The sequence below is a fragment of the Paraburkholderia oxyphila NBRC 105797 genome, from assembly GCF_000685075.1.
GTDB lineage: Bacteria > Pseudomonadota > Gammaproteobacteria > Burkholderiales > Burkholderiaceae > Paraburkholderia > Paraburkholderia oxyphila.
The window spans coordinates 1-24,083 of sequence record NZ_BAYD01000089.1 but is presented as its reverse complement, the minus strand read 5'-3'; the positions used below and the strand labels follow the sequence as shown (position 1 = coordinate 24,083).

At 68.1% G+C, this 24,083-nt stretch carries 16 protein-coding genes and 1 pseudogene; 14 read left to right on the top strand and 3 right to left on the bottom strand.

The window, feature by feature from the left end; translation table 11 throughout:
• The first annotated feature begins 281 nt into the window (after nt 1-281).
• From BO1_RS54220 to bcsR, 10 genes are all read left to right on the top strand, one after another.
• Nucleotides 282-1,553, top strand: coding sequence for a LysR family transcriptional regulator (locus BO1_RS54220; protein ID WP_084688484.1), 1,272 nt, complete (start codon nt 282-284; stop codon nt 1,551-1,553).
• 300 nt (nt 1,554-1,853) lie between these two features.
• On the top strand, nt 1,854-4,301 hold the full coding sequence (gene bcsB, locus BO1_RS36435; RefSeq protein WP_028221786.1) for a cellulose biosynthesis cyclic di-GMP-binding regulatory protein BcsB: 2,448 nt from the start codon (nt 1,854-1,856) through the stop codon (nt 4,299-4,301).
• Between the two features lie 2 nt (nt 4,302-4,303).
• Entirely contained in the window at nt 4,304-5,641 is a 1,338-nt protein-coding gene (gene bcsZ / locus BO1_RS36430; RefSeq protein WP_028221785.1) for a cellulose synthase complex periplasmic endoglucanase BcsZ, read from the top strand.
• Complete coding sequence (locus tag BO1_RS36425) at nt 5,611-9,618, top strand: cellulose synthase subunit BcsC-related outer membrane protein (RefSeq protein WP_245643989.1); 4,008 nt, start codon at nt 5,611-5,613, stop codon at nt 9,616-9,618. The genes bcsZ and BO1_RS36425 overlap by 31 nt, the downstream gene beginning before the upstream one ends.
• Nucleotides 9,619-9,667: 49 nt before the next feature.
• Complete coding sequence (gene bcsE / locus BO1_RS36420; RefSeq protein ID WP_245643988.1) at nt 9,668-11,644, top strand: cellulose biosynthesis protein BcsE; 1,977 nt, start codon at nt 9,668-9,670, stop codon at nt 11,642-11,644.
• Between the two features lie 47 nt (nt 11,645-11,691).
• Nucleotides 11,692-11,958, top strand: a complete 267-nt coding sequence (locus BO1_RS54215; protein WP_043288049.1) for a hypothetical protein — start codon at nt 11,692-11,694, stop codon at nt 11,956-11,958.
• The gene (gene bcsQ, locus BO1_RS54210; protein WP_063744741.1) at nt 11,955-12,764 is read left to right on the top strand and encodes a cellulose biosynthesis protein BcsQ; all 810 of its coding nucleotides are present in this window, start codon (nt 11,955-11,957) and stop codon (nt 12,762-12,764) included. Before BO1_RS54215 ends, bcsQ begins: the two co-directional genes overlap by 4 nt.
• On the top strand, nt 12,761-15,364 hold the full coding sequence (gene bcsA, locus BO1_RS36405; protein WP_322788553.1) for a UDP-forming cellulose synthase catalytic subunit: 2,604 nt from the start codon (nt 12,761-12,763) through the stop codon (nt 15,362-15,364). The genes bcsQ and bcsA overlap by 4 nt, the downstream gene beginning before the upstream one ends.
• Before the next feature lie 114 nt (nt 15,365-15,478).
• Entirely contained in the window at nt 15,479-17,074 is a 1,596-nt protein-coding gene (gene bcsG / locus BO1_RS36400) for a cellulose biosynthesis protein BcsG (RefSeq protein WP_028221781.1), read from the top strand.
• Nucleotides 17,075-17,281 carry a BcsR/BcsP family cellulose biosynthesis protein gene (gene bcsR, locus BO1_RS54205; protein ID WP_043288046.1) on the top strand — a complete coding sequence of 69 codons (207 nt, stop codon included), beginning with the start codon at nt 17,075-17,077 and terminating at the stop codon, nt 17,279-17,281.
• A 47-nt stretch (nt 17,282-17,328) separates the two neighbouring features.
• On the opposite strand, the gene BO1_RS36390 is transcribed toward bcsR, so the two are convergent.
• The 3 genes and pseudogenes from BO1_RS36390 to BO1_RS54200 all read right to left on the bottom strand — a co-directional run.
• Nucleotides 17,329-18,195: an SAM-dependent methyltransferase gene (locus BO1_RS36390; RefSeq protein WP_028221780.1), complete on the bottom strand. Its 867-nt coding sequence runs from the start codon at nt 18,193-18,195 to the stop codon at nt 17,329-17,331.
• Between the two features lie 39 nt (nt 18,196-18,234).
• Nucleotides 18,235-18,492 (bottom strand): hypothetical protein, encoded by a 258-nt coding sequence (locus BO1_RS36385; protein WP_028221779.1) that lies wholly within the window; start codon nt 18,490-18,492, stop codon nt 18,235-18,237.
• Nucleotides 18,493-18,652: 160 nt separating this feature from the next.
• Nucleotides 18,653-19,582, bottom strand: a pseudogene (locus BO1_RS54200) (hypothetical protein); the annotation flags it as partial.
• 79 nt (nt 19,583-19,661) lie between these two features.
• On the opposite strand from BO1_RS54200, the gene BO1_RS36375 reads away from it, so the two are divergent.
• The 4 genes from BO1_RS36375 (at nt 19,662) to BO1_RS54195 (ending at nt 23,974) form a co-directional block, all read left to right on the top strand.
• Nucleotides 19,662-19,997 carry a helix-turn-helix domain-containing protein gene (locus BO1_RS36375; RefSeq protein WP_028221778.1) on the top strand — a complete coding sequence of 112 codons (336 nt, stop codon included), beginning with the start codon at nt 19,662-19,664 and terminating at the stop codon, nt 19,995-19,997.
• 341 nt (nt 19,998-20,338) lie between these two features.
• Nucleotides 20,339-20,767, top strand: coding sequence for a GFA family protein (locus BO1_RS36370; protein WP_043288044.1), 429 nt, complete (start codon nt 20,339-20,341; stop codon nt 20,765-20,767).
• 528 nt (nt 20,768-21,295) lie between these two features.
• Entirely contained in the window at nt 21,296-23,275 is a 1,980-nt protein-coding gene (rpoD, locus tag BO1_RS36360; RefSeq protein WP_028221776.1) for an RNA polymerase sigma factor RpoD, read from the top strand.
• Nucleotides 23,276-23,446: 171 nt separating this feature from the next.
• Nucleotides 23,447-23,974, top strand: coding sequence for a plasmid pRiA4b ORF-3 family protein (locus BO1_RS54195; RefSeq protein WP_245643987.1), 528 nt, complete (start codon nt 23,447-23,449; stop codon nt 23,972-23,974).
• Nucleotides 23,975-24,083: the final 109 nt, after the last annotated feature.

The following is a 24,083-nucleotide window of genomic DNA, read 5'->3' as shown; positions in this document are numbered from 1 at the left end:
AGTGTTCGGGACAGTCTGCTCACTTGACCGTGCTTCGCCCATATTGAAGACCGGCGCCGTGAAACACACGGGCGTACGGCCCGACAAAGCGCGATGGAGGATACAGGAAGGCGCAGCGTGGCGGCCGGTGTCTGCCTGTATGCCCGCTTCCAGACACCGATTGCGGAAGCAGCGCAGAATCACCCCGTCAGCGTGGAGACCCGCATGAAAGAGCACACCCCCAACTCGAAGGAGCGTCTCGATCTACCGGCCGATCATGCGTATCGGATTGCGGGGGCTCCATGAATCCCACCGATCTCCTCAACCTCGCGCATCTGCACGCGTTCCGTCTCGTCGCCGGCACGGGCAGCGCCACGCGCGCCGCCGCCTCGCTCTACCGTGCGCAATCGGCCGTCACGCGCTCGGTGCAGGAACTCGAAACGGCGCTCGGCGAGCCGCTCTTCGAGCGCAAGGCCTCCGGTATGCTGCCCACCGCCGCAGGGCACGTCGTGCTGGATCGTTGCGCGCGCATCTTTATCGAGCTCGAAACGCTTGCACAATGGTGCAAGACGCGCCAGACGCACCGCCGCGCCCCGCCCGAAGGCACCCTGCCGCCGTGGCTGCTCAATACGCGGCGCCTGCAACTCTTCGTGGCGCTCGCGCGCCACCGTCACATGCCGAGCACGGCGGCCGCGTTCGGCATCAGCCAGCCGGCCGTGAGCAGCGCCATGCGCGTGCTCGAAAGCGGCTCGGGCATCACGCTGTTTCACCGCAGCCCGCTCGGCTTGCAACTCACGCCCGAGGGCGAGATTTTCCTTCTGCGCGTGAGGCGCGCGCTGAACGAGCTGCGCCATGTGCCCGACGACATCGCCGCGCTGCACGGCACCATTCAGGGCACGGTAACGGTGGGTGCGCTGCCGCTCGGCCGCACACTGATGCTTCCCGCCGCCATCGTGCGCATGAGCGCGTTGCATCCCGGTGTTCGTGTGGTCACGGACGAAAGCGCCTATGACGTGCTGGTGGCGCGCTTACACGCGGGAGACATCGATTTCATGCTCGGCGCGCTGCGCGAAGACGACGCGGCGAGCGGGCTAGCCAATGAGCGCCTGATGGCCGAAGACATGGTCGTGCTCGCACGCAGCAGCCATCCGCTCGCGCGGCAGAATGGCATGAGCCTGAGCGACCTGCGCGATGCGCAATGGATCGCCCCGCGCATGCATTCGCCCGCGCACGCGCTCTTCGAAGCGCAGTTCAGGCGCCTGAAGCTCAAGCCGCCGATGCCGAGCGTCGAGACCGCCGACCTCGCGGTGATTCGCGGCGTGCTGATGGGCACGGACATGATCGCCGCGGTCTGCGTGCAGCAGTTGCACTACGAGATCGCGTCGGGCCAACTCGCGGTGCTCGACGTGCCGCTCTCGGGCTCGCGGCGCGAGATCGGCCTCACCTTGCGCGCGGACAGCACGCCTTCACCCGCAGCGCGCGCGCTGATCGATGCGATCCGGCTCGCGGCAGCCGATGCCCAGCCCTCCACACGCGGGGCGGAAGGCCGGATCGGCAAACTGGCCGCGCGATAAAAACGCGCGCCGAGCGCGAGACGCGCATTCGCAACGCGTAACGCCGCGCGAGGATCCCCGCAGTACAAAAGTGGGGCTGCCGTCAATACTTATCTGTCACGTAACAATAGTTAACGATTTGCCTGCAATAAACGGTGAGCAATCATCTGCCGCGATTGATGAGAGTCAGATAAACTCCGACGAATTTCGAGATGTGTCAGCGCAGTGCCCGGCGGGCGACGCTAGACCGCCAATATCACCAGACGGCTGACTGTGCAAATCGGAGGTAGCCGTCGCGAACACAACAAGGGGCCGTTTGCGATGCGAGTTTCCGTACCTGTCCGCCTTGGCGCGTTGACGGCTGGCCTGCTGTTGACGTCCAGCCTTCTTGCAGCCGACAAGCCGGCTGTCAAAGCGACTCCCGGCGCAGCATCCGCCACGGCGCCTGCCGCGCCGGCTTCCGCAGCCTCGAGCACCACCGCCGGCTCCCCCGATGCTTCGCTGGGCGGCGTGCCCGGCACCATCGCGACCACCGCGGGCGGCAGCGGCCCCGCCGTCATCCAGACCGCGCCCGGCACGATCGCGATGCCCGCCGCCGCCAATGCCGCATCCGCCCCGATGGGCCTGCCGCGCACGCACGTCTTCACGCTGCGTCAACTGGGTTCCTACGGCCCGCTGGAGCTACGCGGGCTCGACCCCACCGGCTACATGAATGTCGAGGTGCGCACCGACGAGGTCGTGACCAGCGCGAAGCTGCGGCTCCTCTATACGTACTCGCCGTCGCTCATCTATCCGCTGTCGCATCTGAAAGTGTTCGTGAACGGCGAAGTGGTCGCCACCATTCCGCTCGTGAAGGAAACGGCCGGCCAACTCGTGACGAGCGAGATCAATCTCGATCCGCGGCTCTTTACCGACTTCAATCGCATCAACGTGCAGATGATCGCGCACTACACGCTCGATCACTGCGAAGACCCGTATCACTCGGCACTGTGGGCCGACGTCGCGCCTGAAAGCACGCTCACGCTCAATACGGCGGCCATCGACCTGCCCAACAGTCTCGGGCTGCTGCCCGCGCCGTTCTTCGACAAGCACGACCAAAGCCTCCTGCGCCTGCCGTTCGTGCTCGCGGCCAACGCGGGCGTGCCCACGCTGCGCGCGGCGGGCGTAGTCGCGTCGTGGTTCGGCGCGCTCGCGAGCTATCGCGGCGCACGTTTTCCTGTCGCGCGCACAGCGCCCGCCGACGCCAATGCCATCGCGTTCGCGCTGCCGGGCCAGGTGCCTGAGGGCATCACGCTGCCCGAGATCAAGGGCCCGACGATCACGGTGATGAACAATCCCGCCGCCGATCCGCAATCGGGCCGCAAGCTGCTCGTGCTCGCGGGCCGCACGCCCGAGGAACTCGAGAAGGCCGCTGACGCGCTCGTGCTCGGCCAGGCCGGCATGGCGGGCAGCAGCGTGGTGGTGCAGTCCGTGGATCTCGGCCCTGCGCGCAAGCCCTATGACGCGCCCAACTGGGTGCCCACCGACCGCCCGGTGATGCTGCGCGAACTCGTGAGCGACCCGCAGCAGCTGCAGGTCTCGGGCTACAACCCGCCCGCGATCCGCGTGAACATGCGCGTGCCGGCCGACCTCTACGCGTGGGCGCACAGCAACGTGCCGCTCGACATCCGCTATCGCTACACGGCGCCGTCGACGTGGAACGACTCGATCCTCAACGTGAGCATCAACGAGCAGCTCGTGCGCTCGCAGCGCCTGAAGCCGATCACGCGTGCCTCCGACGAGACGCGTATCGCCGTGCCGCTGCTCTCGGGCACCGATGCGCGCGCCACGAGCAACCTCGAGATTCCGGCGTTCCGTGTGGGCTCGAACAACCAGTTCCAGTTCCAGTTCCATATCGACTCGCAGAAGACGGGCCTGTGCTCGTCGACGGCCGCCGACGTCGCGCGCGCCGCCGTCGACCCCGACTCGGTGGTCGACTTCAGCGGCTTCGCGCACTACACGGCGCTGCCGAACCTCGCCTACTTCGCCAACAGCGGCTATCCGTTCACGCGCATGGCGGACCTCTCGGAAACGGCCGTGGTGATTCCCGACGCGCCCGACGCGAAGGATCAGGAGGCCTTGCTCACGATGCTCGGCCACATGGGCCAATGGACCGGCCTGCCCACGCTGCGCGTGAAGCTCACGCCCGCCAGCCAGATCGACAGCGTGAGTGACGACGATCTGCTCGTGATCGGCTCGGGCTCGGCCGCGAATCTGCTCTCCAAGTGGGGCAAAGACCTGCCGCTGCTCATCGAGCAGGGCAAGACGGAAGTGGCGACGCGCGACCAGAAGGGCGGCTGGCCGGGCTGGCTCGGCGGCACCGAGGACGACGACGAAGCCACGCCCAAGGGCCGCTCGATCGTCTCGCTCGGCGGGCCGATGGCCGCGCTGATCGGGTTCGAGTCGCCGCTCACGTCGGACCGCAGCGTCGTGGCGCTCACCAGCACGTCCTCGGCGCAGCTCGGCGACGTGCTCGACGCCCTGCAGGACAGCACCACGGTCGCGCTCATACACGGCGACCTGAGCGTCGTGCGGCACGGCGAGGTGGAAGGTCTGCGCGTGGGCGAGCGCTACTTCGTCGGCGACCTGCCGTGGTATGCGCGCCTGTGGGTGCACATCTCGCGCTATCCGTCGCTGATGGCGCTTGCGGGCATCCTGGCCGGTCTCATCGTCGCATTCACGGTGTTCTGGGCGCTGGGCCGCATGGCCTTGCGCCGCACCGGAGACTGATCATGCGCCGCGCATCGTCCAGCCTCGCGCGCTGGCTCGCGGCCAGCGCCTGCGTGCTCGCGCCGCTGTTGCCTCTCGAGGTGGCCCATGCAGCCGGCACGTCCGCGGCGGCGGGCGCGGGCGGCACGGCGCAAGCGCCGTCTTCGCCGGCCGCCGCCTGCGCATGGCCCGACTGGAACACCTTCAAGCACGACCTGATCAGCGCCGACGGCCGCGTCATCGACGCGAGCACGCCGCGCCAGGTCACCGTGTCGGAGGGCCAGTCCTACGCGTTGTTCTTCGCGCTCGTCGCGAACGACCGCGCGAGCTTCGACAAGGTCCTCACGTGGACCGAGAACAATCTCGCCCAGGGCGATCTCGCCACCCACCTGCCCGCGTGGATCTGGGGGCGCACCGATATCGGCGAAGACGGCGCGGCCCTGCCCGCCTCCGCAGCATCGGGCGCCACCGCCAGCGGCGCGGCGAGCGACGCGGGTGGTGCGCATGCGCAAAAGCCCGCGTGGGGTGTGATCGACGCGCACTCCGCCAGCGACGCCGACCTCTGGATCGCCTACACGCTGCTCGAAGCGGGGCGCCTCTGGAACGAGCGCCGCTACACCGCGCTCGGCATGCTGATGGCGCGCAACATCGTGCGCCAGGAGAGCGCCGAGCTGCCGGGCCTCGGCCGCACCGTGCTGCCCGGGCCGGTGGGTTTCAAGCTCGACAAGAACACGTGGCGGCTCAATCCGAGCTATGTGCCGCTGCAGCTGATGCGGCGCTTCGCGCTCGCACTGCAGGCCGCGCCGGAAGCGCCTGAATGGAAGGCGATGCTCGACAGTTCGACGCAGCTCGTCAACGGCACGGCGCCGCACGGCTACTCGCCGGACTGGGTGGAATATCGCGCCCAGAACGGCGGCAAGGGCGCCTTCGCCCCCGATGCGCAGACTCACGCCGAAAGCGCCTATAACGCGATCCGCGTCTACCTGTGGGCGGGCATGCTCGCTTACGACGATCCGTTGCGCAGCGCCACGCTCGCGACTTTCGCGCCGCTCTCGAGCTTCGTGGCGGCGCACGGCTTCCCGCCCGAGCGCGTGGACACGCAAACCGGCACGGCGGGACCGAACGAAGGCAATGGCGGCTTCTCCGCAGCGGTCGCCCCGTATCTTTCGGCGCTGGGCCGCACCGACCTCGCCGACGCGCAGGTCCAGCGCAGCCGCGCGCTCGCGCAGAAGTCGCCGCCCGGCTACTACAGCAGCGTGCTGATGCTGTTCGGCCTCGGCTATCTGCAAGGCCTCTACCATTTCGACGCGCAAGGCCGCGTCGCGCCCGCATGGACGACCCGATGCCCGGCACCGCGCTGACCCTCCCCGCGAGGCCGCCGCGCCGCGCGCCCTCGCTCACGCCGCTGCTAGCACTGCTGATCGCGGCGCTGCCCTGCGGCGCGCGTGCGCAAAACGCGCAGGGCGCACCGTCCGCGCAAAACGCCCCGCAACCGGCCGCGAACGCCGCCGCACCCTCGGCGCAGGCCGCGCAGTTGCTGTCGGCGGCGCGCATGTGGATGACGAAGAACCGCCCCGACGTCGCGCGCGGTCTCGTGCAGAAGGCCCTGCTGTTCGATCCGCAGCAGGCAGACGCGCTTGCGCTGATGGGCCAGATCGAGTTACGCCTGAACCACACGGCCGAGGCGGCGAAGATCCTCGCGCAACTGAAAAAGACCGCGCCGAACGCGAGCGCGACCCAGGAGCTCGCCGACGCCTACCGCCTCGCCACGACCGACAAGAACGAGCTTGCGCAGATCCGCCTGCTCGCGAACGCGGGCAAGGGCGAGGAAGCCGCGGCGCGCATGCGCAAGCTGTTCCCGAACGGCGCGCCCAAGGGCGACCTCGAGCGGGACTATTACCGCATCATCGCCGGCACGGCCGACGGCCGCGTGCAAGTGATCAACGAGCTGCGCGCGCGGATCAAGCAGAACCCGAACGATACGGTCGCGGCGCTGACGCTCGGTGACCTGCTCACCGACCGCCCCAACACGCGCATGGAAGGCCTGAACCTGATCTATCGCGTTTATCAGCGTCAGGACAGCAACCGCGCGCGTGCACTCGACTACTGGCGTGCCGCGCTCAACAGCGCGGGCCGCGACGATCCGGCCTACTACGTCTGGTATCAGCGCTACCTGCAGGAAGTGCCCGACGACACCGACGCCCAGCAGACCGTCGCCGACCTCGCGCAGAAGCTCGGGCCGAAGGGCGTCGCGCAGGCCAACGCGGCAGCGGCGAGCGGCAAGAGTTACGTGCCGCCGGCGAGCATCGTAGCGGGCAAGGCGTCGGGCGGCGCATCGACCGCCGCGCGCGCGCGTCCGGCGGGTCCGGGCGCGGCCGCGCGCGAGCGTGGCCTCGCGCAACTGCAGCGCGGCGATCTCCAGGATGCCGAAGCCTCGCTGCAGACGGCCCAGCGCGCGAACCCGAACGACGGCGCGACGCTGGGCGCGTTCGGCCTCGTGCGCCTGCGCGAAGGCCGCCATGACGAAGCGCGTGAACTGTTCGCGCGCGCGCTCAAACTCGACCCCGACAACGCCGGCAAGTGGCGCAGCCTCGAAAAGACGGCCACGATCTGGGGCACCATTGCCAAGGCGCGCGCGGCCAACTCGCAGGGCCAGCCCGAGCAGGGCGAGGCGCTCGCCCGCGAGGCGCTCAAGCTCGATCCGGGCAACACCGACGCCGAGCACGTCCTCGCCGACTCGCTCATCGCGCAGAAGAAGTGGACCGAGGCCGAAGCCGTGCTGCGCCCGCTGGTCGACGCGAAAACGCCCGACATGGACGCGCTGCGCAGCCTCGTGACGGTGCTGCGCGCAACCCATCGCGACAACGAGATCGGCCCGCTCATCACGGCGACGACGCCGCGCCTCACGGGCTCCACAGCAGAGCTCAAGCGCCTGCATGCCGAGCTGCTCGCGATCCAGGCCGACCAGTTGCTGGCCGAGAACCTCAAGAGTCCGGCCATCGCCAAGCTCGAGGACGCCGTGCGCCTCACGCCCGACGACGCCTGGCTGCGCTTCACGCTCGCGCGCCAGTACCGCGATCTCGGGCTGCCCGCGCTCGGCCGCGCGGTGATGGAAGACGGCCTGAAGGTCTCGCAGTCGCCCGACATGCACTACGCCACAGCGCTCTATCTGAATTCGGTGGACGACGTGGACGGCGCCACCGCCCAGCTCGACGCCGTGCCGGCCGCCGAGCGCAGCGCCGGCATGCGCGAGCTGATGGGCAACCTCGCGGCACAGAAGAAGCTTGCGCAGGCCCGCCAGCTGATCGCGCAGGGCAAGGAAGACGAGGCGCGCCCCGTGCTCGACTCGGCCGCCGCCGACGCCAACGCCACGAACGACCCGCAAATGCTGGCCTCGGTGGGGCGCGAATGGATCGCCATCGGCGAAACGGACAAGGGTCTCGCGCTCGTGCAGGACTGGCTCGCGGCGCACCCCGACGATCCGGCGGCCAACGGCGCGCGCGTGCGCTACGGCGAGCTGCTTGCCGCCGCCAATCGCGACGACGACTGGGCCAAGTGGATCGACGCCACGCGCGCGCGGCCCGGCCTCACCGACGAACAGCGCGCCGACCTCGACGACCAGGAGCTGCGCCTCGCCGTGCGCGCGACCGACCGCCTGATCGAAAGCGGCAACTTGAGGAGCGCGCAGCGCACGCTCGACGCCGTGCCCGAACGGCTCAAGTCGAACCGCCGCTGGCTGCTGGAGCAGGCCGACCTGCTCGAGGCGAAGGGCGACTACAAGGGCGCGATGGCGTCCGCGCAACAAGTGCTGGTGCAGCAGCCCGGCGATGCCGATGCGCGTCTGACGGTTGCGCGTATGCTGGAACGCATGGGCCGCGACCGGGAGGCTGCCGAGATGGTGCGCGACGTATTGGCCGACACCCCCGCCGACGACGTGGATACGCGCCTGTCCATCGCGCGGCGCTTCACGGCGCAGGGGCTCGACCAGGAAGCGCAGGACGTGATCGACCCGCTGCGCGCGCGCTACCCCGACCGCTCGGACGTCACCACCCAGGCCGGTCGCGTGGCGCAGTCGCGCGGCGACTACAACGAGGCTGCGAGCCTCTACCGCAGCTCGCTCACGCAGGAGCAGGCCGAAGGCGAGCAGCCCGGCCCCGACGGCCTGACCTCCGCGGGCCGCGCGCTGCAGGGGCTGGAGGACCGCCGCCAGGGGCAGGTCGCAACCGAGTGGTATCAGTCGAACCTCTCGGGCGACCCCGGCATCTCGGAGCTGCACGCCACGGAAATTCCGCTCTACGTGCGCATTCCGGACGGCTACACGGGCCACTATTTCTTCCACGCCGACACGGTCTATCTGAACGCCGGCACGCTGCCCGCGGGCAGCCTCGGGTCCTACGACTACGGCACGGTTCCGGCCGTCGACGCCGCGACCAGGAACAGGATTCCGTCGATCAACGAGACCGCCAGGGGCGTCGCGCTGGCGGCGGGCTACGAGTACAACCGCGCGAACACCAACTGGCGCGCCGATATCGGCTCCACGCCGCTCGGCTTCCCGATCTCGAGCGTGCTGGGCGGCTTGCTGTACCGCTACGACTTCTCGCGCGCATCGGTGTCCGTCGACGTCTCGCGCCGCGCCATGACCAGCAGCCTCGTGTCCTACGCGGGCGGGCGCGACCCGGTCACCGGCGAGACCTGGGGCGGAGTGGTGCGCAATGGCATCACAGTGCGCGGCGCGCACGACTTCGGTCCCGGCACGCTCTTCACGAGCCTCGGCTTCGGCCTCCTGACCGGCTCCAACGTGCCGACCAACCAGGAGTTCAAGGTGCGCAGCGGCTACGACTGGACGGTCTGGAAGCGGCCCGACCAGGACGTCTCGAGCGGCCTCACGATCAACTACTGGCAGTACTCGAAAAACGAGCACTTCTACACGTTCGGCAACGGCGGCTATTACAGCCCGCAGAGCTACCTCTCGTTCGGCATCCCGCTCGACTGGAAAGGCCGCTACCAGAAGCTCTCGTGGGAGATCGACGGCTCGGTCGGCGTCTCGTTCACGAACGAGGACCGCTCGCCGTACTTCCCCACGAATCCGGTGCTCCAGGCCGCGGCCGGCAACCCGTACTTCGGCGGCGGCTCGGGCGGCGGCTTCAGCTATGCCGTGGAAGCGGCGCTCGAGTACCGCATCACCCCGCATTTCGTGGCGGGCGGGCGCTTCCGGCTCGACCGCTCGCGCGACTATGCGCCGAATGTGGGGCTCGTGTATCTGCGCTACTTCTTCTCGCCGCAGCATGGCCCGGTACCTTACCCGCCGACGCCAGTGAGGCCATACTCAGATTATTGAGACGTCGTATGAAGATTTCGATGCAAACCGCGCTGCCGGAGACACGACGATGAACGAGCCCGCACGCGACTCCGCCTCTGAACCGGCGCCGCCCGCACGGCCACCCGCTGGCGCCCACGCGTCCGCGGCGGGCGCCGCTGCGTCCGGCGTAGCGACGCCCGGCGTGGCGACTGCCGCCATGGGCACCGGCCGCGAGCCGCACCCGTCGCTGCTCGCGCGCCTCTCGCGGCGCGCGCCGCTCGCCATCGAGGGTCTGCCGCCCGCGCTCGCCGCGCTGGGCCCGGGCCAGGTGCACGTCGTCTATGCCAGCGCCTCGCCGGCGCGCGACGCGCTGTTCTGGCAGACCGCCGCCGCCGCGCTCGAAGGCCCCGCGACGGTGCTCTCCACGCGCGACGGCGTGAGCATCGCGGCCACGCTGCGCGATCACGGCATCGACATCGACCGGCCCGGCGCGACCCATCACTGGGCCAACGTCTGCTCGCTCGTCCCGCTCGCCGACCGCGACGGCGCACAGGTGCTGATCGAGGCACTCGACGCCCTCGCCAACCAGTGCGCGGCGCCCGCGAGTCAGTTCTACATCGAAGGCGCCGAAGCCTTCTTCGCCTGGCAAGACGCCGCCACGCTCGCGCGCCAGGGCGCGCAGCTCGCGAACTGGTGCACCCAGCACCGCCACGGTGTGCTGCTGGTGGCCGAGCCGCCGGGCCTTGGCGACGAAGAGGCGCACCCCGAGTTCGCCGCCTTCCAGGCGCGCTTCGCCGGTGCCGCGCAACTGCTGCAGACGCAGGGCCAGTTCCATTGGGAAGTGGCGTTCTGGCGCGCCGGCGAGACGGTGCTCGGCAGCCAGTCGCTGCCGCTGCGCTTCGCGGCGGTCGATCACCGGCTCATGGTCACGAGCACGAGCGGCACGGTCGAGCGTTCAATGGACGTGGTGGGTCTGCTCGCGCCCGACGAGGGCCGTGTGATCACCTCGCGCGACGCCGTGCTCAACGAGCGTGTGCTGCCGCCCAGCTGGCAAGTGGTCGACGACAACGAAGCCGCGCTTGCTGCCGCGCGCACCGCCGTCGCCGCCACCGTGATCCTCGACTTCGGCGCGAGCCGCCAGCTCGAATCGCTCGCCGAGCAGGTGCACACGCTGCGGCTGCAATGCGGCAACGCGCTCAAGATCATCGTGCGCGAGGAAGCCGTGGCAATGCGCTACGAATCGCTGATGCTCAATCTGGGCGCGAACCGCGTGGTGGCGCGCCACACGACGCTCTCCCAGGTGGAGGCGATCGTCGAGAGCCTGCAGGGCCAGGTGTATTCGCGGCCCGTGCCCGCCGACTACCGCCAGGCGCTTGCCGGCGTAATGCACGGCGAGGAAACCGGCTACGTGGGCGCGACGCGCTTCGTCGAGCTCGTGGGCGCCGCCGTGGAGCGCAGCCGCGTGATCCAGCTGCCGAGCGTGCTGATCCGGCTCGCGCTGATGCCCGAAGTGGCCCACGTCGACGCGCTCAAGGCCTGCGTGCTGCGGCGCGCGGGCGACATCGTGACGGCCGCGGGCGACAGCCTCTACGTGTTCTTCTTCGCGTGCCGCCTCGGCGACGCCGATGCGGTGCTCCAGCGCGTATTCAAGCGAGCGCTCGCCGAGCTCTTCCAGGGCGAGCAGCGCTGCGGCGACCCGAAATCGATCGCGGCGCTGCTCGAGACGCTGACCGACGAGATCGAGGCGCAGACGCCGCCCGACTATTCGGGCTGGCTCGCGCTGAATGCGCCGGACGCACCGCAGGCGCCGGCGGGCGAACACGCGGCGGCGGCACGCACGCCGGATGGAAGCGCCGCTGGCGGCAGTGCTACCGCAAACGCTGTCGCCGCGACCGGCAACAGCGCCGCGCCCGATGTGCCCCAAGCCGGCGGCCTGCTGCCGACACTCCCCGCATTCGCCACTGCCGTGCCCGCACCCAGCACGTGGCAATCGGACGGCAGCGAAGCGCCGCGCGCCGAGCCACGCCCGGTATCGCTGCCGCTCAAAGCCCAGGAACGCCGCTGATATGAAGACCCCACGCTCACTGCACTCCCTGCCCGGCGGAGACTGACATGAACATCTTCCTCGGTTATTTCGTCTGGGGGCTGATGCTCGCCGCGCCGCTCTGGTGGCTCGCGTGGCGACTGCGCCTCGGGCGCTTCGTGCCCAACTGGGCCAAGCCCGTGCGCTCGCGGCCGCTCGAATTGCCGCCGCAGCTGGGCGCCCTCGTGATTCGCGGCAAGCGCCGCACCGATGTCGTGGTGCGCCGGCCTTCGTCCGTGCCCCCCACCGCGGCCACCCCGGCCGTAGCGGCCAACCTTGCGGAGCCTCGCTCATGAGAACTGTCGCGATCGTCTCCGCCGTGGGCGGCGCGGGCCGCACGACGCTCACCGCCGCGCTCGCGAGCCTGCTTGCCGCGCGCTCGCACACGACGCTCGCCGTCGAATGCGATCCGCGCAACGTGCTGGCGCTGCATTTCGGCCTGCGCGACAGCGCGCGCGAAGGCCTCGTCACGAATCTGCGCGGTACGAATCCGGCCGGCGACGGCTGGGCCCGCGCCGCGCTGCAAAGCGACGACGGCGTGCTCGTGCTCCCCTGGGGCAGCGCGCCGCAAGAAGACGACGACGACGGCGCCGCCCACCTCGACACCCACCGCACCTGGCTGCGCGAGCGGCTCGCGCGCGTGGACCTGCCGGCGAACGGCATCGCGCTCATCGACGCCGCGCCCTGGCCTTCGCCGCACGCGCGCCAGGCGATCGACGCCGCCGACCTCGTGCTCGGCGTGCTCACGCCCGACGCCACCACTTGCGCGACGCTGCCGCGCTTCACCGCGGCGCTCGCGCGCACAGGCAAGCGCGCAGCGTTCGTTGCGAATGCGGTCGTCCCCGCGCGGCCGCTGCACTCGGATCTCGTCGTGCTGCTGCGCGCGCGCCTCGGTGCGGCCATGCTGCCGTATCTCGTGCATGCCGATACCGGTGTGCCCGCCGCGCTCGCGGCCGGCGCCAACTTCTGCCGCAGCGCACCCGCCTCGCAGGCCGCGCACGACCTGAACGGCATCGCCTCGTGGATTTCGCACTGGGCGACGAACACGCGCGCCGAAACGCCGGAGAACGTGCCCGAAGGCGCAACGGGGGCCGGCCGATGATGCGCGCGCAGGCGATCGGGCTCTGGACGTCGTTCTGGGCGCGCCTGCGCCGGGTGGGCGCGCGCGAACTGAGCGTCGCCGCCGACGCCGCGTTCGGCCTGTGGCTGCTGCGCCTGTTCTTCCGGCCGCCGCGCCCCGGCAAGCGCGACTGGCCCGCGCTCGCGTTCGCGGCGCTGGGCCGCGAGATCGCCGACCAGCTCGACGTGGGCGACGACCGCAGCAAGAGCGCGTGGCTCCTGCGCCTGTTCCTGCGCCCGCGCCGCGCGCGCCGCCGTCTCGCCGCCGACCTGCGCAAGCAGCACACCGCCCCGCATCCGCAACGCATCGCGCTGCGCGTGTGGCTCGACAAGCGTCTCGAGCCCGTCTACCGGCGCGTCGCCAAGGGCCACGCGGCGCTGACGGCACGGCTGCCCGCCATCGACTGGGACGGCATCAGCGCGCGCCTCGAACGGGGCTCCGCCGCGCTCGACCGCGTGCCCTTCCTGCGCCAGTGTCTGCTGTGGCTCGCGTTCGCTGCGGCGGTCGCGATCTGCACGACCCCGCTGCCGCTCGGCAGCCAGGTGATGCTGTTCTTCCTCGTGTGGCTCATGGTCATGGTCGCGCGCCGCATCCCGGGGCATCTCGCCACCATGCTCATGGTGATGCTCTCGATCCTCATGACGGGCCGCTACGTCTGGTGGCGCAGCACCCAGACGCTGCATCTGGCGAGCCCCGCCGAGGCCTTCGTGGGCTACGTGCTGTTCGCCGCCGAGCTCTACACGTGGGTCGTGCTCGTGTTCGGCTATGTGCAGACGGCATGGCCGCTGCGCCGCAAGCCGAGCGCACTGCCCGACGATCCCGCCGACTGGCCGACGGTCGACATCTACATTCCGACCTATAACGAACCGCTTTCGGTCGTGCGTCCAACCGTATTCGCGGCGAGCACGATCGACTGGCCGCGCGACAAGCTGCGCGTCTACCTCCTCGACGACGGCGACCGCGACGAATTCCGCGACTTCGCCGCGCAGGTGGGCGTGGGCTACATCCGCCGCGAAGAGCACACGCACGCCAAGGCCGGCAACATCAATCACGCACTGCCGCTCACCCAGGGCGATCTGATCGCCATCTTCGACTGCGATCACATCCCCACGCGCTCGTTCCTGCAGACCACGGTGGGCACCTTCCTCGCCGACCCGAAATGCGCGGTGGTGCAGACGCCGCACCACTTCTTCTCGCCCGATCCGTTCGAGCGCAACTTCGACACGTTCCATCGCGTGCCCAACGAAGGCAGCCTCTTCTACGGCCTGATCCAGGACGGCAACGACTTCTGGGACGCCACCTTCTTCTGCGGCTCGTGCGCGATCATCAAGCGCAAGCCGCTCGAGTCGATCGGCGGAATTGCCGTGGAGACCGTCACCGAGGACGCGCATACCTCGCTGCGCCTGCACCGCGAGGGCTACACCTCGGCGTACCTGCGCACCGTGCAGGCCGCGGGCCTCGCCACCGAGAGCCTCGCGGGGCATATCGGCCAGCGCATCCGCTGGGCGCGCGGCATGACGCAGATCTTCCGCGTCGACAACCCGTGGTTCGGCAAGGGGCTCTCGTTCTTCCAGCGCCTGTGCTACAGCAACGCGATGCTGCATTTCTTCTACGGCATCCCGCGCCTGATCTTCCTCGTGATGCCGTGCGCGTTCCTGTTTTTCGGGCTGCACGTGATCAACACGGCTGCCCCCGTGATCCTCGCCTACGTGCTGCCCTACCTGCTGATCTCCGCCATCGCCAACTCGCGCATCCAGGGCCACTATCGCCATTCGTTCTGGGCCGAAGCCTACGAGAGCGTGCTCGCCTGGTACATCGTGCTGCCGACCACGATGGCGTTCATCAATCCGAAGCTCGGCAAGTTCAACGTGACCTCCAAGGGCGGCCACATCGAGCGCGACTATCTCGACTGGACCATTTCCACGCCGTATCTCGTGCTGCTCGGCCTCAACGCGATCGGCGTGCTGGCCGGCATCGGGCGGCTCACGATCTGGCAAAGCGACGAGCCCGCCACGGTGTTCATGAACCTGTTCTGGGCCTTCGTGAACCTCACGGTGCTCGGCCTCGCTGTGGGCGTGGCGAAGGAAGCGCGCCAGGTGCGCGTCGCCCACCGCATCCCGCTGCGCGTGCCCGCCATGCTCACGCTGCCCGACGGCCGCACGCTCGCCTGCAAGACCGAGAACTATTCGATGGGGGGCCTCGGCCTCGTGCTACCGCCCGAGGCCGGCGCGGAAACGCTCGCGACCGGCGAGCGCGTGAGCGTGTGCCTCTCGCGCGGCACGCTCGAGCACGACTTCCCGGCCGTGGTCGCGCGTCTGGCCAACGGGCACCTGGGCGTACGCTTCGAAGACCTGACGATCGAGCGCGAGCGGCGGCTCGTCGAGTGCACCTTCGGCCGCGCCGACGCCTGGCTCGAATGGGAAGACGTGCCACGCGAGGACGCCCCGCTCAACGGGCTCGTCGAACTGATCACGCTGAGCTGGCAGGGCTATCTGCGTCTCGCCGATGCGTTCTTCGACGCGCTCGAGAACCTCTTCACGCGGCGCCGGCCCGAACGGGGCAACCCGGCGCGCCAGCCGTGAGCGAGACAACGCAGACACGACGCAGCGACGACACGGCTAGCACGCAGGGCGCGACGCACACACACTGCACGCACGCCATAACGACACGGAATTCACGCTGGAACGCGACTGAACATGGGCCTCTGGAATCTCTACTTCTTAGCCAAGCTGTACCTCTTCTCGGTCGGCAAGCTCACAGCGGACTGGGTGCTGAACATCCTGTTCGCGTTCGCGCTGCTCATACCGGTGAAGCGGCGCTGGCTACGCATCGTGCGCAACGTGCTGGCGATCGTCGCGGGCATCGCGCTCGTCTATCACGAGTCGAGCATGCCGCCCATCGAGCGCGCGATCTCGCAGATCCCCGTGCTGCTCACCTTCCAGGCCTCGTACATGCTGGAGCTGATCGGGCGCGTGGTGTCGCTATCGATGGTCGTGAGCGCGGCGCTCGCCCTGCTGCTCTACTTCCTCATCAATCGCTGGATCCGCGTGACGACGCTCGTGCTGATCGCGCTCATCGCGGTGCCGCTATGGCAGGGCGCGGGCACGCTGATCGCGAACGCCACCAGCGCGCTCGCCCAGAACGGCGACCAGGGCGACAACACCAACGGCACCGGCAATGAGCCGCGCAACGATCAGGTGGGCGACTACGACCAGCAGCTCGCCGCGTTCCGCGCCAATGAGGAAGGCCGCCACGTCAACTTCACGCCGCTCACGAGCGACGCCAGCGCGCAGTTCGACATCATCGTCGTGCATATCTGCTCGCTCTCGTGGGACGATATGGACGTCGTGAAGATGCGCAACAACCCGCTCTTCTCGCGCTTCGACTACATCTTCACGAACTTCAGCTCCGGCGCGAGCTATAGCGGTCCGGCGGCCATCCGCGTGCTGCGCGCAACCTGCGGGCAAGAGCCGCACAAGGCGCTCTACGATCCGGCGCCGCCCGAATGCCACCTGTTCGCGCAGCTCGCGCAGGCGGGCTACACGCCGAACGCGCTGCTCAACCACAATGGCCGCTTCGACGACTTCCGCGGCACCGTGCTCAAGGAAATCGGCTTGCCGGGCGTGACGATCCCCCCGAACGACGGCCTGCCCGTGGTCATGAAGGAGTTCGACGGCTCGCCGCTCGTGGGCGACTACGACGTGCTTTCGCGCTGGTACAAGCAGCGCGTCGCCGCTGGCGGCGGGCCGGTCGCGCTCTACTACAACACCGTGACGATGCACGACGGCAACCGCCTGCCCGGCGCCAACGCCAATCTCACGAGCCTGCAGTCCTATCCGATCCGTCTGCAGTCGCTGCTCGGCGACGTCGACAAGCTGATCGACCTCGTCGCACAGTCGGGCCGCAAGGCCGTGATCGTGTTCGTGCCCGAGCATGGCGCGGCGCTGCGCGGCGAAGACAACCAGATCGCGGGCATGCGCGAGATCCCCACGCCGAACATCGTGCACGTGCCGGTGGGCGTGAAAGTGGTGGGCCTGCGTGCGGGCACGGAGCACGCGGGCGGGCCGGTCACGATCGATACGCCCACGAGCTATCTCGCGCTCGCGCAACTGCTCTCGAACCTCGTCGCGAGCAGCCCGTTCCTGCCGGGGGCCCAGCCGCTCGCCCAATATGCGACGAACCTGCCGCAAACGCGCATGGTGGGCGAGAACGAGGGCACCGTGATGATGACCACGCCCACCGGCTACGTGATCCATACGCCGGATGGCGTCTGGGTGCAAGGAGGCAAGTAAATGGCGCTGGGACGCTGGCTGAACGGGCGGCGCGCACGCAACGTGGCGCGCCTGCCTGGCGATATCGACGCGCTCGCGCGACTCGTCGAGGGCGTGGACGCCGAGCGCTATTTCGACGTGCAGGCCGAGGACGCCTGGCAGGCAGCCGCCGGACGCTGGCCGCTCGTCGCACAACTGCTCGATCTCAAGGCAGAGCCGCGCGAGTAGTTGCCGCGCGTGCCACGGTGCCAGCGGGGCTAGAGTGGGCGGTGGGGCTAGACGCGCTCGGCATAGACCGTGCGCTCGATCGGCATGCAGGTGAGCGGGCGGCCAGTGGGGGCGATGTATCGGCGTGCGAGCGCCTCGGGCTCGGGCTGCTCGATCGCACGCCAGCCGTAAGGCGCGAGAAACGCGCGCACCGCTTCGGGATCGAGGCCGAAGCGCCAGATCGCCTGCCGCGAGACGAAGCGCCCATATAGCGCTTCCTGGCCGGGCGGTACACGCCCTTCGAGAAAATCCTTGCTCACGTACGTGAACGCGAGACGGCTGCCGGGCGCGGCCCGCGCCAGCATTTCGAGCGTGGCGCGCACGGTCGCCTCGTCGAGATATTGCGTGACGCCCTCCCAGACGAAGAAGGTGCGACGGTTGCGCGTATAGCCTTGCGCGGCCAGCACGGCATCGAGCGCGAGATGCTCGAAATCCACTGCCACGAGCGTCGCGAATGACGGTATCGCGCCGAAGCGCTTCGCGAGGCGCTTGCGCTTGGCCGCGATATTGACCGGCTGATCCAGCTCCCACGCATGCACGGTGGTGCCGCGCAGCAGCCGGTAGGCGCGCGTATCGAAGCCCGCGCCGAGGTTCACGAACGCCTCCATTTGCGGGAGCGCTTCGAGCAGCTTTTCGTCGATATAGCGCTTGCGGCATAGCATGCCGCCCCACAAGCCCGGATACTTGCGCTCGGCCATCGCGGCCATGTGCGCCGCCGTGCGCTGGCCCATCAACGCGATGAGCCAGCGGGCGGGCGCGGGCAGCAGCGCGGCGGCGAGATCGTCTTCGACGATGCGCCGTTGGGGCGCGAGCTGTTGCTCGACGGCCACCAGCGCCATGGGGCCCACGCCGGTTTGCGCGGCCTCGCGCGTCATTTCGGCATGTCAGTGATGGGGGCCGCCTGGCGCGATCTTTCAGGCATCCATCCCGCCCCGGACGCGCCGCCGCCCCTGCACGCGCGCCACTGAGTCGAACAACGCCTGCGCGCGGGCCAGCTCGTCCAGCGCGAGATCGAGACGCGACTGGGCCGCGCCGCAGGCCAGTGTCCGGTCCGAGTCGTCTCTTTCGTCGTGCACGGCGCGCATGGCGCGGAATGCCTGATCGACGTTGCGGCTGGCCTCAAGAAAGCGTCGGGCGGCCTCGGCCTCGCTTGAACGGGTGTTGATCGCCATGGATGAGTTCCATTGTTAATTGCGTCCAGTCTGTGCCGCGTAGCAAATCCCCTTGGGGGACGCAGTGCAGCAAGTCCCCCTGCACCCCGAGAGTGCTCCCCTTGGGGGACGCCCCGAATGACGCGCTCCTGGCGCGAGCCCCCCCGCCTCGCCGTGCGGGTGCCGTGCGCTCCGCCGGCGCCATATCGAAGAGGTCGCGCGCAAAGAGCTCGCGCGTGACACCGCGCGCCAGTAGCGCCGAAGTTTCACCGCAGCGGCTGCGCGCCCGCTCGGCATAGGCGTCGAAGTCGGTGTCGCGCGAGATCGAACGCATCGCGGCAAGGTCGCGCGCCTTCGCCAGCAGGTCGAAGAGATCGCTCGTCACGCCACGCGCATGCTGCGCCGGCGCTTCGCTGCGCAGACGCTTCGTGAGTTCCAGATACGCCTCGAAGTCGGCATTGCGCACCGCCTCGTGAAGCGCCGCCATATCGCGCGCCTTTACGCGCGTGGGCTGGGCAAGACGCACGAAATACGGCGCCTCGAGCTCCACGCCAAACGCGACGGGATACCCCTTCGCGCCGAATTCCGCACCCGCCTTTGGCGCCGCGCGCTCGACGCGGTCCACCACCACCGTGCCCTGCGTCGCGCACGGCGCCTTTGCCGTGCTCACGCTGCGCAGGCGCTCGGGCTGCACGCGCAGGCTGCTGCCGATGCTGAGTTCCGTGGGCGACGCGCACACGAGCGCGTAGTGATGATCGCGCGGCTTGCCCGAAGGAAAGCGCGTGCGGCTCGTGACGAACACGTGCTGCGGCAGCGGCCGAACCTGGCCGCTCGCGTCCACCCACGCGTTCCAGACGAGTGCGTCTTCACGCTTGACGTCGGCAACCCGCGGACGGCTGGCCGCCGGCGAGAACAGCGCGAGGAGCGAGCCCGTGCGCAGCGCGGCGACCTGCGCGCTGCTGCCGAGCGACTGGTTGATGCCCCACAGAAACCGCCCGCCCCCCAACCGGCGCTCCCACTCCTTGCGAAGGACGATCGTGGGGAGATCTTCTCCCGTCTCCGATCCGATCCTGGACCAGCAAAACGTGGGCGGTAGGTGTTTCAGTGCCATCGACTTCCTCGGAATGCAGCGTGCCCGCCAATCCGGCGAGCAATTCAATAAACGTTACTGTATAGGTATAATGCATGACATGGAAGCCCCAGACACTGATTTTCCCGTGCAGGAACTGCTGCGCCGGCTATCGGCCGACGCACGCTCGTCCAGCGAAATTGCGCGGCTTTCCGGGGTCAGCCAGCCAACGGTCTCACGGCTTCGGCTGTCGAACGGCCGCAGGCTGCGCCGGAGTGCGTCATTCAATAAGCTATGCAGTTTCTACGGCGTGAAGCCCGCCTCGCGGCACGCGGCCGCTTATAACGAGCTGCTGCGCAACGCCATCGTCGACGTGTGGGACGGCTCGGAGGAGCACGGCCGCGCGTTGCTCGTCGTAATCAAGGGACTGAAGGAGTTGAGGGAACGGCCCGGATAAGCGCAGCCGTTGTGGCTGGCTGGTCCGGTCGTCGCCGTGAATGGCTGTGAGTGAGGTAACCGGATTTGGGACCGGGCGCAGCGTGATGGGTCCCATTTGATGTGCGCCAACAGACTAAAAGGTGCGCTGGATGGGGTTTGAGGGGCTTCTATCGGCCTTGCGGGGCGGTCGCAGCGCGCGGCAAGCCAATTTGCAGGGTGCAAAATCCCATAAGTGGTTACCTTTCGCCGCGCACGGACTGCTGTACAACGAGACACGCCTTTTCGCGACGGTCGTCTATAAACAAGACGGCAATGCGCAACACGGCGCGTCGGTAACGTTTCGTTTGCTTCCTGGCTCCCATGAATTCAACGCCGGCTGAAAATACCCACGCCACGCTGCACGGCCAGTGCCTGTGCGGCGCCGTGCGCTATCACGTCGCGGACGCATTCGGCTACGCCTTCAATTGCCATTGCTCGGAATGCCGGCGCGCCACGGGCTCGGCGTTCAAGCCGTTCGCGGGCATCGAGCGCGCGAGCTTGCGTCTCGAACAAGGCGAGGGCGATCTGCTTGTCTACGGCGATCCAGGCGCCGCACACGACGTTCATTGCCGCCACTGCGGCTCGCTGCTGTATTCCGTAGTTCGCGAAGGGGCGTTCGTCCACGTCACGATGGGGACGCTCATCGACACGCCGTCCATCCACCCCCAAGGACACATCTTTGTCGGCTCCAAGGCACCATGGCACGAGATTGCCGATGCGCTACCGCAATACGCCGAATTTCCGCCATAACGCGCCGGAGAGGACACGACGGTCAACCCAAACGCATGTCCAGGCGTTCTTCTTATATTGCGGCGCACTGCAATCGGCACAGCGGGGATCGATCGCAGCGCGTCTCGTGCACCCAGGCGTCTCTTCGGCGGAATTCCAGGCAATGCGCCCGTTTTATCTGGCGAGATAAAACGAGCGAACCATCGTCCCGGAATCGCGTCTAATCACGCGCGTGGAAAGCCGCGAAGCGCCAAAAACCGCCACCTTGACGACCTTTCAATTACGTTTCGACCCCGGGCGACCCTGCCAGGTGCGCCGAAGCGACGATTACGGTTGCCTCACGTGGCGGAACGCACTACCATACGCGATCTTTCTGCATTGCACGAAAATCCAGGCCGCCACGCCATTGTGCGTTTGGCGCTTGCTCGGCGGGACCGGCATTCGCCTCCGCCCATTCCCCTGCATTTTTTCGTCATCGCCAGGACGCCACGCCGCTGGCGCGTGACCCTTTTTTGCCCTCGCTGGGCAAATCCTTTCGAGGAGATTGTATTGACAAGCCATGACCGGGAAGACGCGCTGCCCTCGTCTGCCCGCCCCGCCCGCCGCGCAGCCAAGGACAAGACCGGCGATACGACTCAGATGGACGGTGGCTCGCAACTCGAAAAGCGCCAGCATCAAATGCGCGCGCTCATCAAGCTCGGCCGCGAACGCGGCTACCTGACGCACGCCGACATCAACGACCACCTGCCCGACAACTTCGCGCAGACGGCCGCGCTGGAAACGATCGTTGCCACGTTCAACGACATGGGCGTGCAGGTCTACGAGCAGGCGCCCGACGCCGACACGCTGCTGCTGAACGAAGATGCGCGCGCAGACTCGCAGGCTGACGACGAAGCCGACGAGGAAGTCGAAGTCGCGCTCTCGACGGTCGACTCGGAATTCGGCCGCACGACCGACCCCGTGCGCATGTACATGCGCGAAATGGGTTCGAGCGAGCTGCTCACGCGCGCCGGCGAAATCGAAGTCGCCAAGCGCATCGAAGACGGCCTCCAGGAAATGATCCAGGCGATCGCGGCTTGCCCGTCGATCGTCGCGACGATTCTCGCCGACGCCGACCGCGTCGCGGCTGAGGAAATGCGCATCGACGAGCTCGTCGACGGCATTGGCGGCGATGAAGCCGCTCAAGAGCCCGCGGCGGCCGACGCCGACGCCGATGAAGAGATCGAAGCGCAGGCCTCGGAGGAAGAGGAGTCGGACGACTCGGACGGCGACGAAGACGATGGCGGCGACAACAGCAAGGCCAACGAAGCCCTGCTCGCGCAGCTGAAGGCCGACAGCCTGGCCATCTTCGCCCGTGTGCGCACGCTCTTCGAACAGATGTCGTGCACGACGGATGCCAACGCACGCGCGTCGGCCGCCGAAATGCAGATCTGCGCGGACATCCAGACCGAGCTCGCACCGATCCGCTTCACGGCCCGCACCATCGACCGTCTGTGCACGCTGCTGCACGAGCAGGTTGCGCAGATCCGCGCGATCGAGCGCAACGTGCTGGCGATCGTCGTGGACCGCTGCGGCATGCCGCGCGAAGCCTTCGTCGAGCAGTTCCCGGGCCACGAGACGGACCTCGATTGGGGCGTGCGCGCCGCCGCTGCCTCGAGCAAGTACGGCCCCGCCATCGAGCGCAGCCTGCCGGCCATCCACGCCGAACAGCGCAAGCTCGCCGAGATCGAAGCAGCCGCGTCGCTCTCGCTGCAGCAGATCAAGGCGATCAACCGCCGCATGACGGCCGCCGAAGCGAAGATGCGTCAGGCGAAGGGCGAGATGGTCAAGGCCAACCTGCGTCTCGTGATCTCGATCGCGAAGAAGTACGTGAACCGTGGCATGCAGTTCCTCGACCTGATCCAGGAAGGCAACATCGGCCTGATGAAGGCCGTGGACAAATTCGAATATCGCCGCGGCTGGAAGTTCTCGACGTACGCCACATGGTGGGTGCGTCAGGCCGTGACGCGCGCGCTCGCCGACCAGGCGCGCACGATCCGCGTGCCGGTGCACATGATCGAAACGATCAACAAGCTGAACCGCATCTCGCGCGAGATTCTGCAGCAGACGGGCATGGAAGCCCATCCGGCCGATCTCGCCGCGCGCATGGGCATGACCGAAGAGAAGGTGCGCGGCATCCTCAAGATCGCCAAGCAACCGGTCTCGCTCGAAAGCCCGGTGGGCGACGATGGCGACGCGACGCTCGGCGACATGATCGAAGACGCGGGCTCGGCATCGCCGGCCGATGCGGCGATCCACGCGAACATGCGCGCCGCGATCGACGAGGCGCTCAAGGCGCTCTCGCCGCGCGAGGCGAAGGTGTTGCGCATGCGCTACGGCATCGACACGACCTCGGATCACACGCTCGAGGAAGTGGGCAAGCAGTTCGACGTCACGCGCGAGCGTATCCGCCAGATCGAAAGCAAGGCGATGCGCAAGCTCATGCACCCGAGCCGCGCCGACAAGCTGCGTCCGTTCCTGGAGCGCTAAACGGTTTTATCGCTGAAATTTAGCGATAAAATGAAAAAGCCCGTCATGCGAGTGACGGGCTTTTTGTTTTGTCGGATCCCCGGAATATCGAAATGCACCCCGTCCTGCAAGAGGCCGCGTGAGATGGCTGCATGAAAAACCACTTCCCGTTCGTCGCGACAACTGCTGCAATTGAAGATCGAACTGTCGGGAATCAAGCCGCTGATCTGGCGGCGAGTTCTAGTACCAGAGACGATCACGCTCGCCAAATTACATCGGGTCATACAAGCCGCGATGGGCTGGTACGACTACCATCTGCATGAGTTCGAAATCGCCGGAGAGCGCTATGGCATCCCCGATCCGGAGTTCGACGACAAATCGGTAGTCTCTGAAGTAAGAGTGAGGCTGAGCAAGAGCCTGGGCGGCGCCGCCTCATTGCGGTACGTCTACGACTTCGGCGACGATTGGGAGCACAAGATCAAGGTGGAAAAGGTCTTGCCGGCGGATGCCTGCCCGACGCCCGTATACCTCGGCGGCGCCAATGCTTGCCCGCCCGAAGATGTAGGCGGCCCATATGGCTACGCTGGGTTCCTCGAGGCGATTGCCGACTCCGCCCACCCGGAGCACGAACGCATGATCGACTGGTACGGCGAAACGTTCGACCCCACCGCGATCGACCACGATCTCATTCAGGCAGAGCTTCAACGCATCAAGCTCTGAGCATCAAGGCGGCCGGCGTTGGACGGATATGTGGATACTGAAAAGCGCGCGAGATCTTCTTGCACGGCTGCAAGTGAACGAGGTCTAGAAATCTCTCGAGCAGGTCTCG

Bases quoted from the DNA above. Each gene is read 5' to 3' on its own strand.
- BO1_RS36385 (WP_028221779.1), bottom strand. From the start codon at position 18,492: ATGGCGATCAACACCCGTTCAAGCGAGGCCGAGGCCGCCCGACGCTTT.
- bcsQ (WP_063744741.1), top strand. From the start codon at position 11,955: ATGAGAACTGTCGCGATCGTCTCCGCCGTGGGCGGCGCGGGCCGCACG.
- bcsB (WP_028221786.1), top strand. From the start codon at position 1,854: ATGCGAGTTTCCGTACCTGTCCGCCTTGGCGCGTTGACGGCTGGCCTG.
- BO1_RS36425 (WP_245643989.1), top strand. From the start codon at position 5,611: ATGGACGACCCGATGCCCGGCACCGCGCTGACCCTCCCCGCGAGGCCG.
- bcsA (WP_322788553.1), top strand. From the start codon at position 12,761: ATGATGCGCGCGCAGGCGATCGGGCTCTGGACGTCGTTCTGGGCGCGC.
- BO1_RS36375 (WP_028221778.1), top strand. From the start codon at position 19,662: ATGGAAGCCCCAGACACTGATTTTCCCGTGCAGGAACTGCTGCGCCGG.
- BO1_RS36370 (WP_043288044.1), top strand. From the start codon at position 20,339: ATGAATTCAACGCCGGCTGAAAATACCCACGCCACGCTGCACGGCCAG.
- BO1_RS54220 (WP_084688484.1), top strand. From the start codon at position 282: ATGAATCCCACCGATCTCCTCAACCTCGCGCATCTGCACGCGTTCCGT.
- bcsR (WP_043288046.1), top strand. From the start codon at position 17,075: ATGGCGCTGGGACGCTGGCTGAACGGGCGGCGCGCACGCAACGTGGCG.
- bcsG (WP_028221781.1), top strand. From the start codon at position 15,479: ATGGGCCTCTGGAATCTCTACTTCTTAGCCAAGCTGTACCTCTTCTCG.
- bcsZ (WP_028221785.1), top strand. From the start codon at position 4,304: ATGCGCCGCGCATCGTCCAGCCTCGCGCGCTGGCTCGCGGCCAGCGCC.
- bcsE (WP_245643988.1), top strand. From the start codon at position 9,668: ATGAACGAGCCCGCACGCGACTCCGCCTCTGAACCGGCGCCGCCCGCA.
- BO1_RS36390 (WP_028221780.1), bottom strand. From the start codon at position 18,195: ATGACGCGCGAGGCCGCGCAAACCGGCGTGGGCCCCATGGCGCTGGTG.
- BO1_RS54215 (WP_043288049.1), top strand. From the start codon at position 11,692: ATGAACATCTTCCTCGGTTATTTCGTCTGGGGGCTGATGCTCGCCGCG.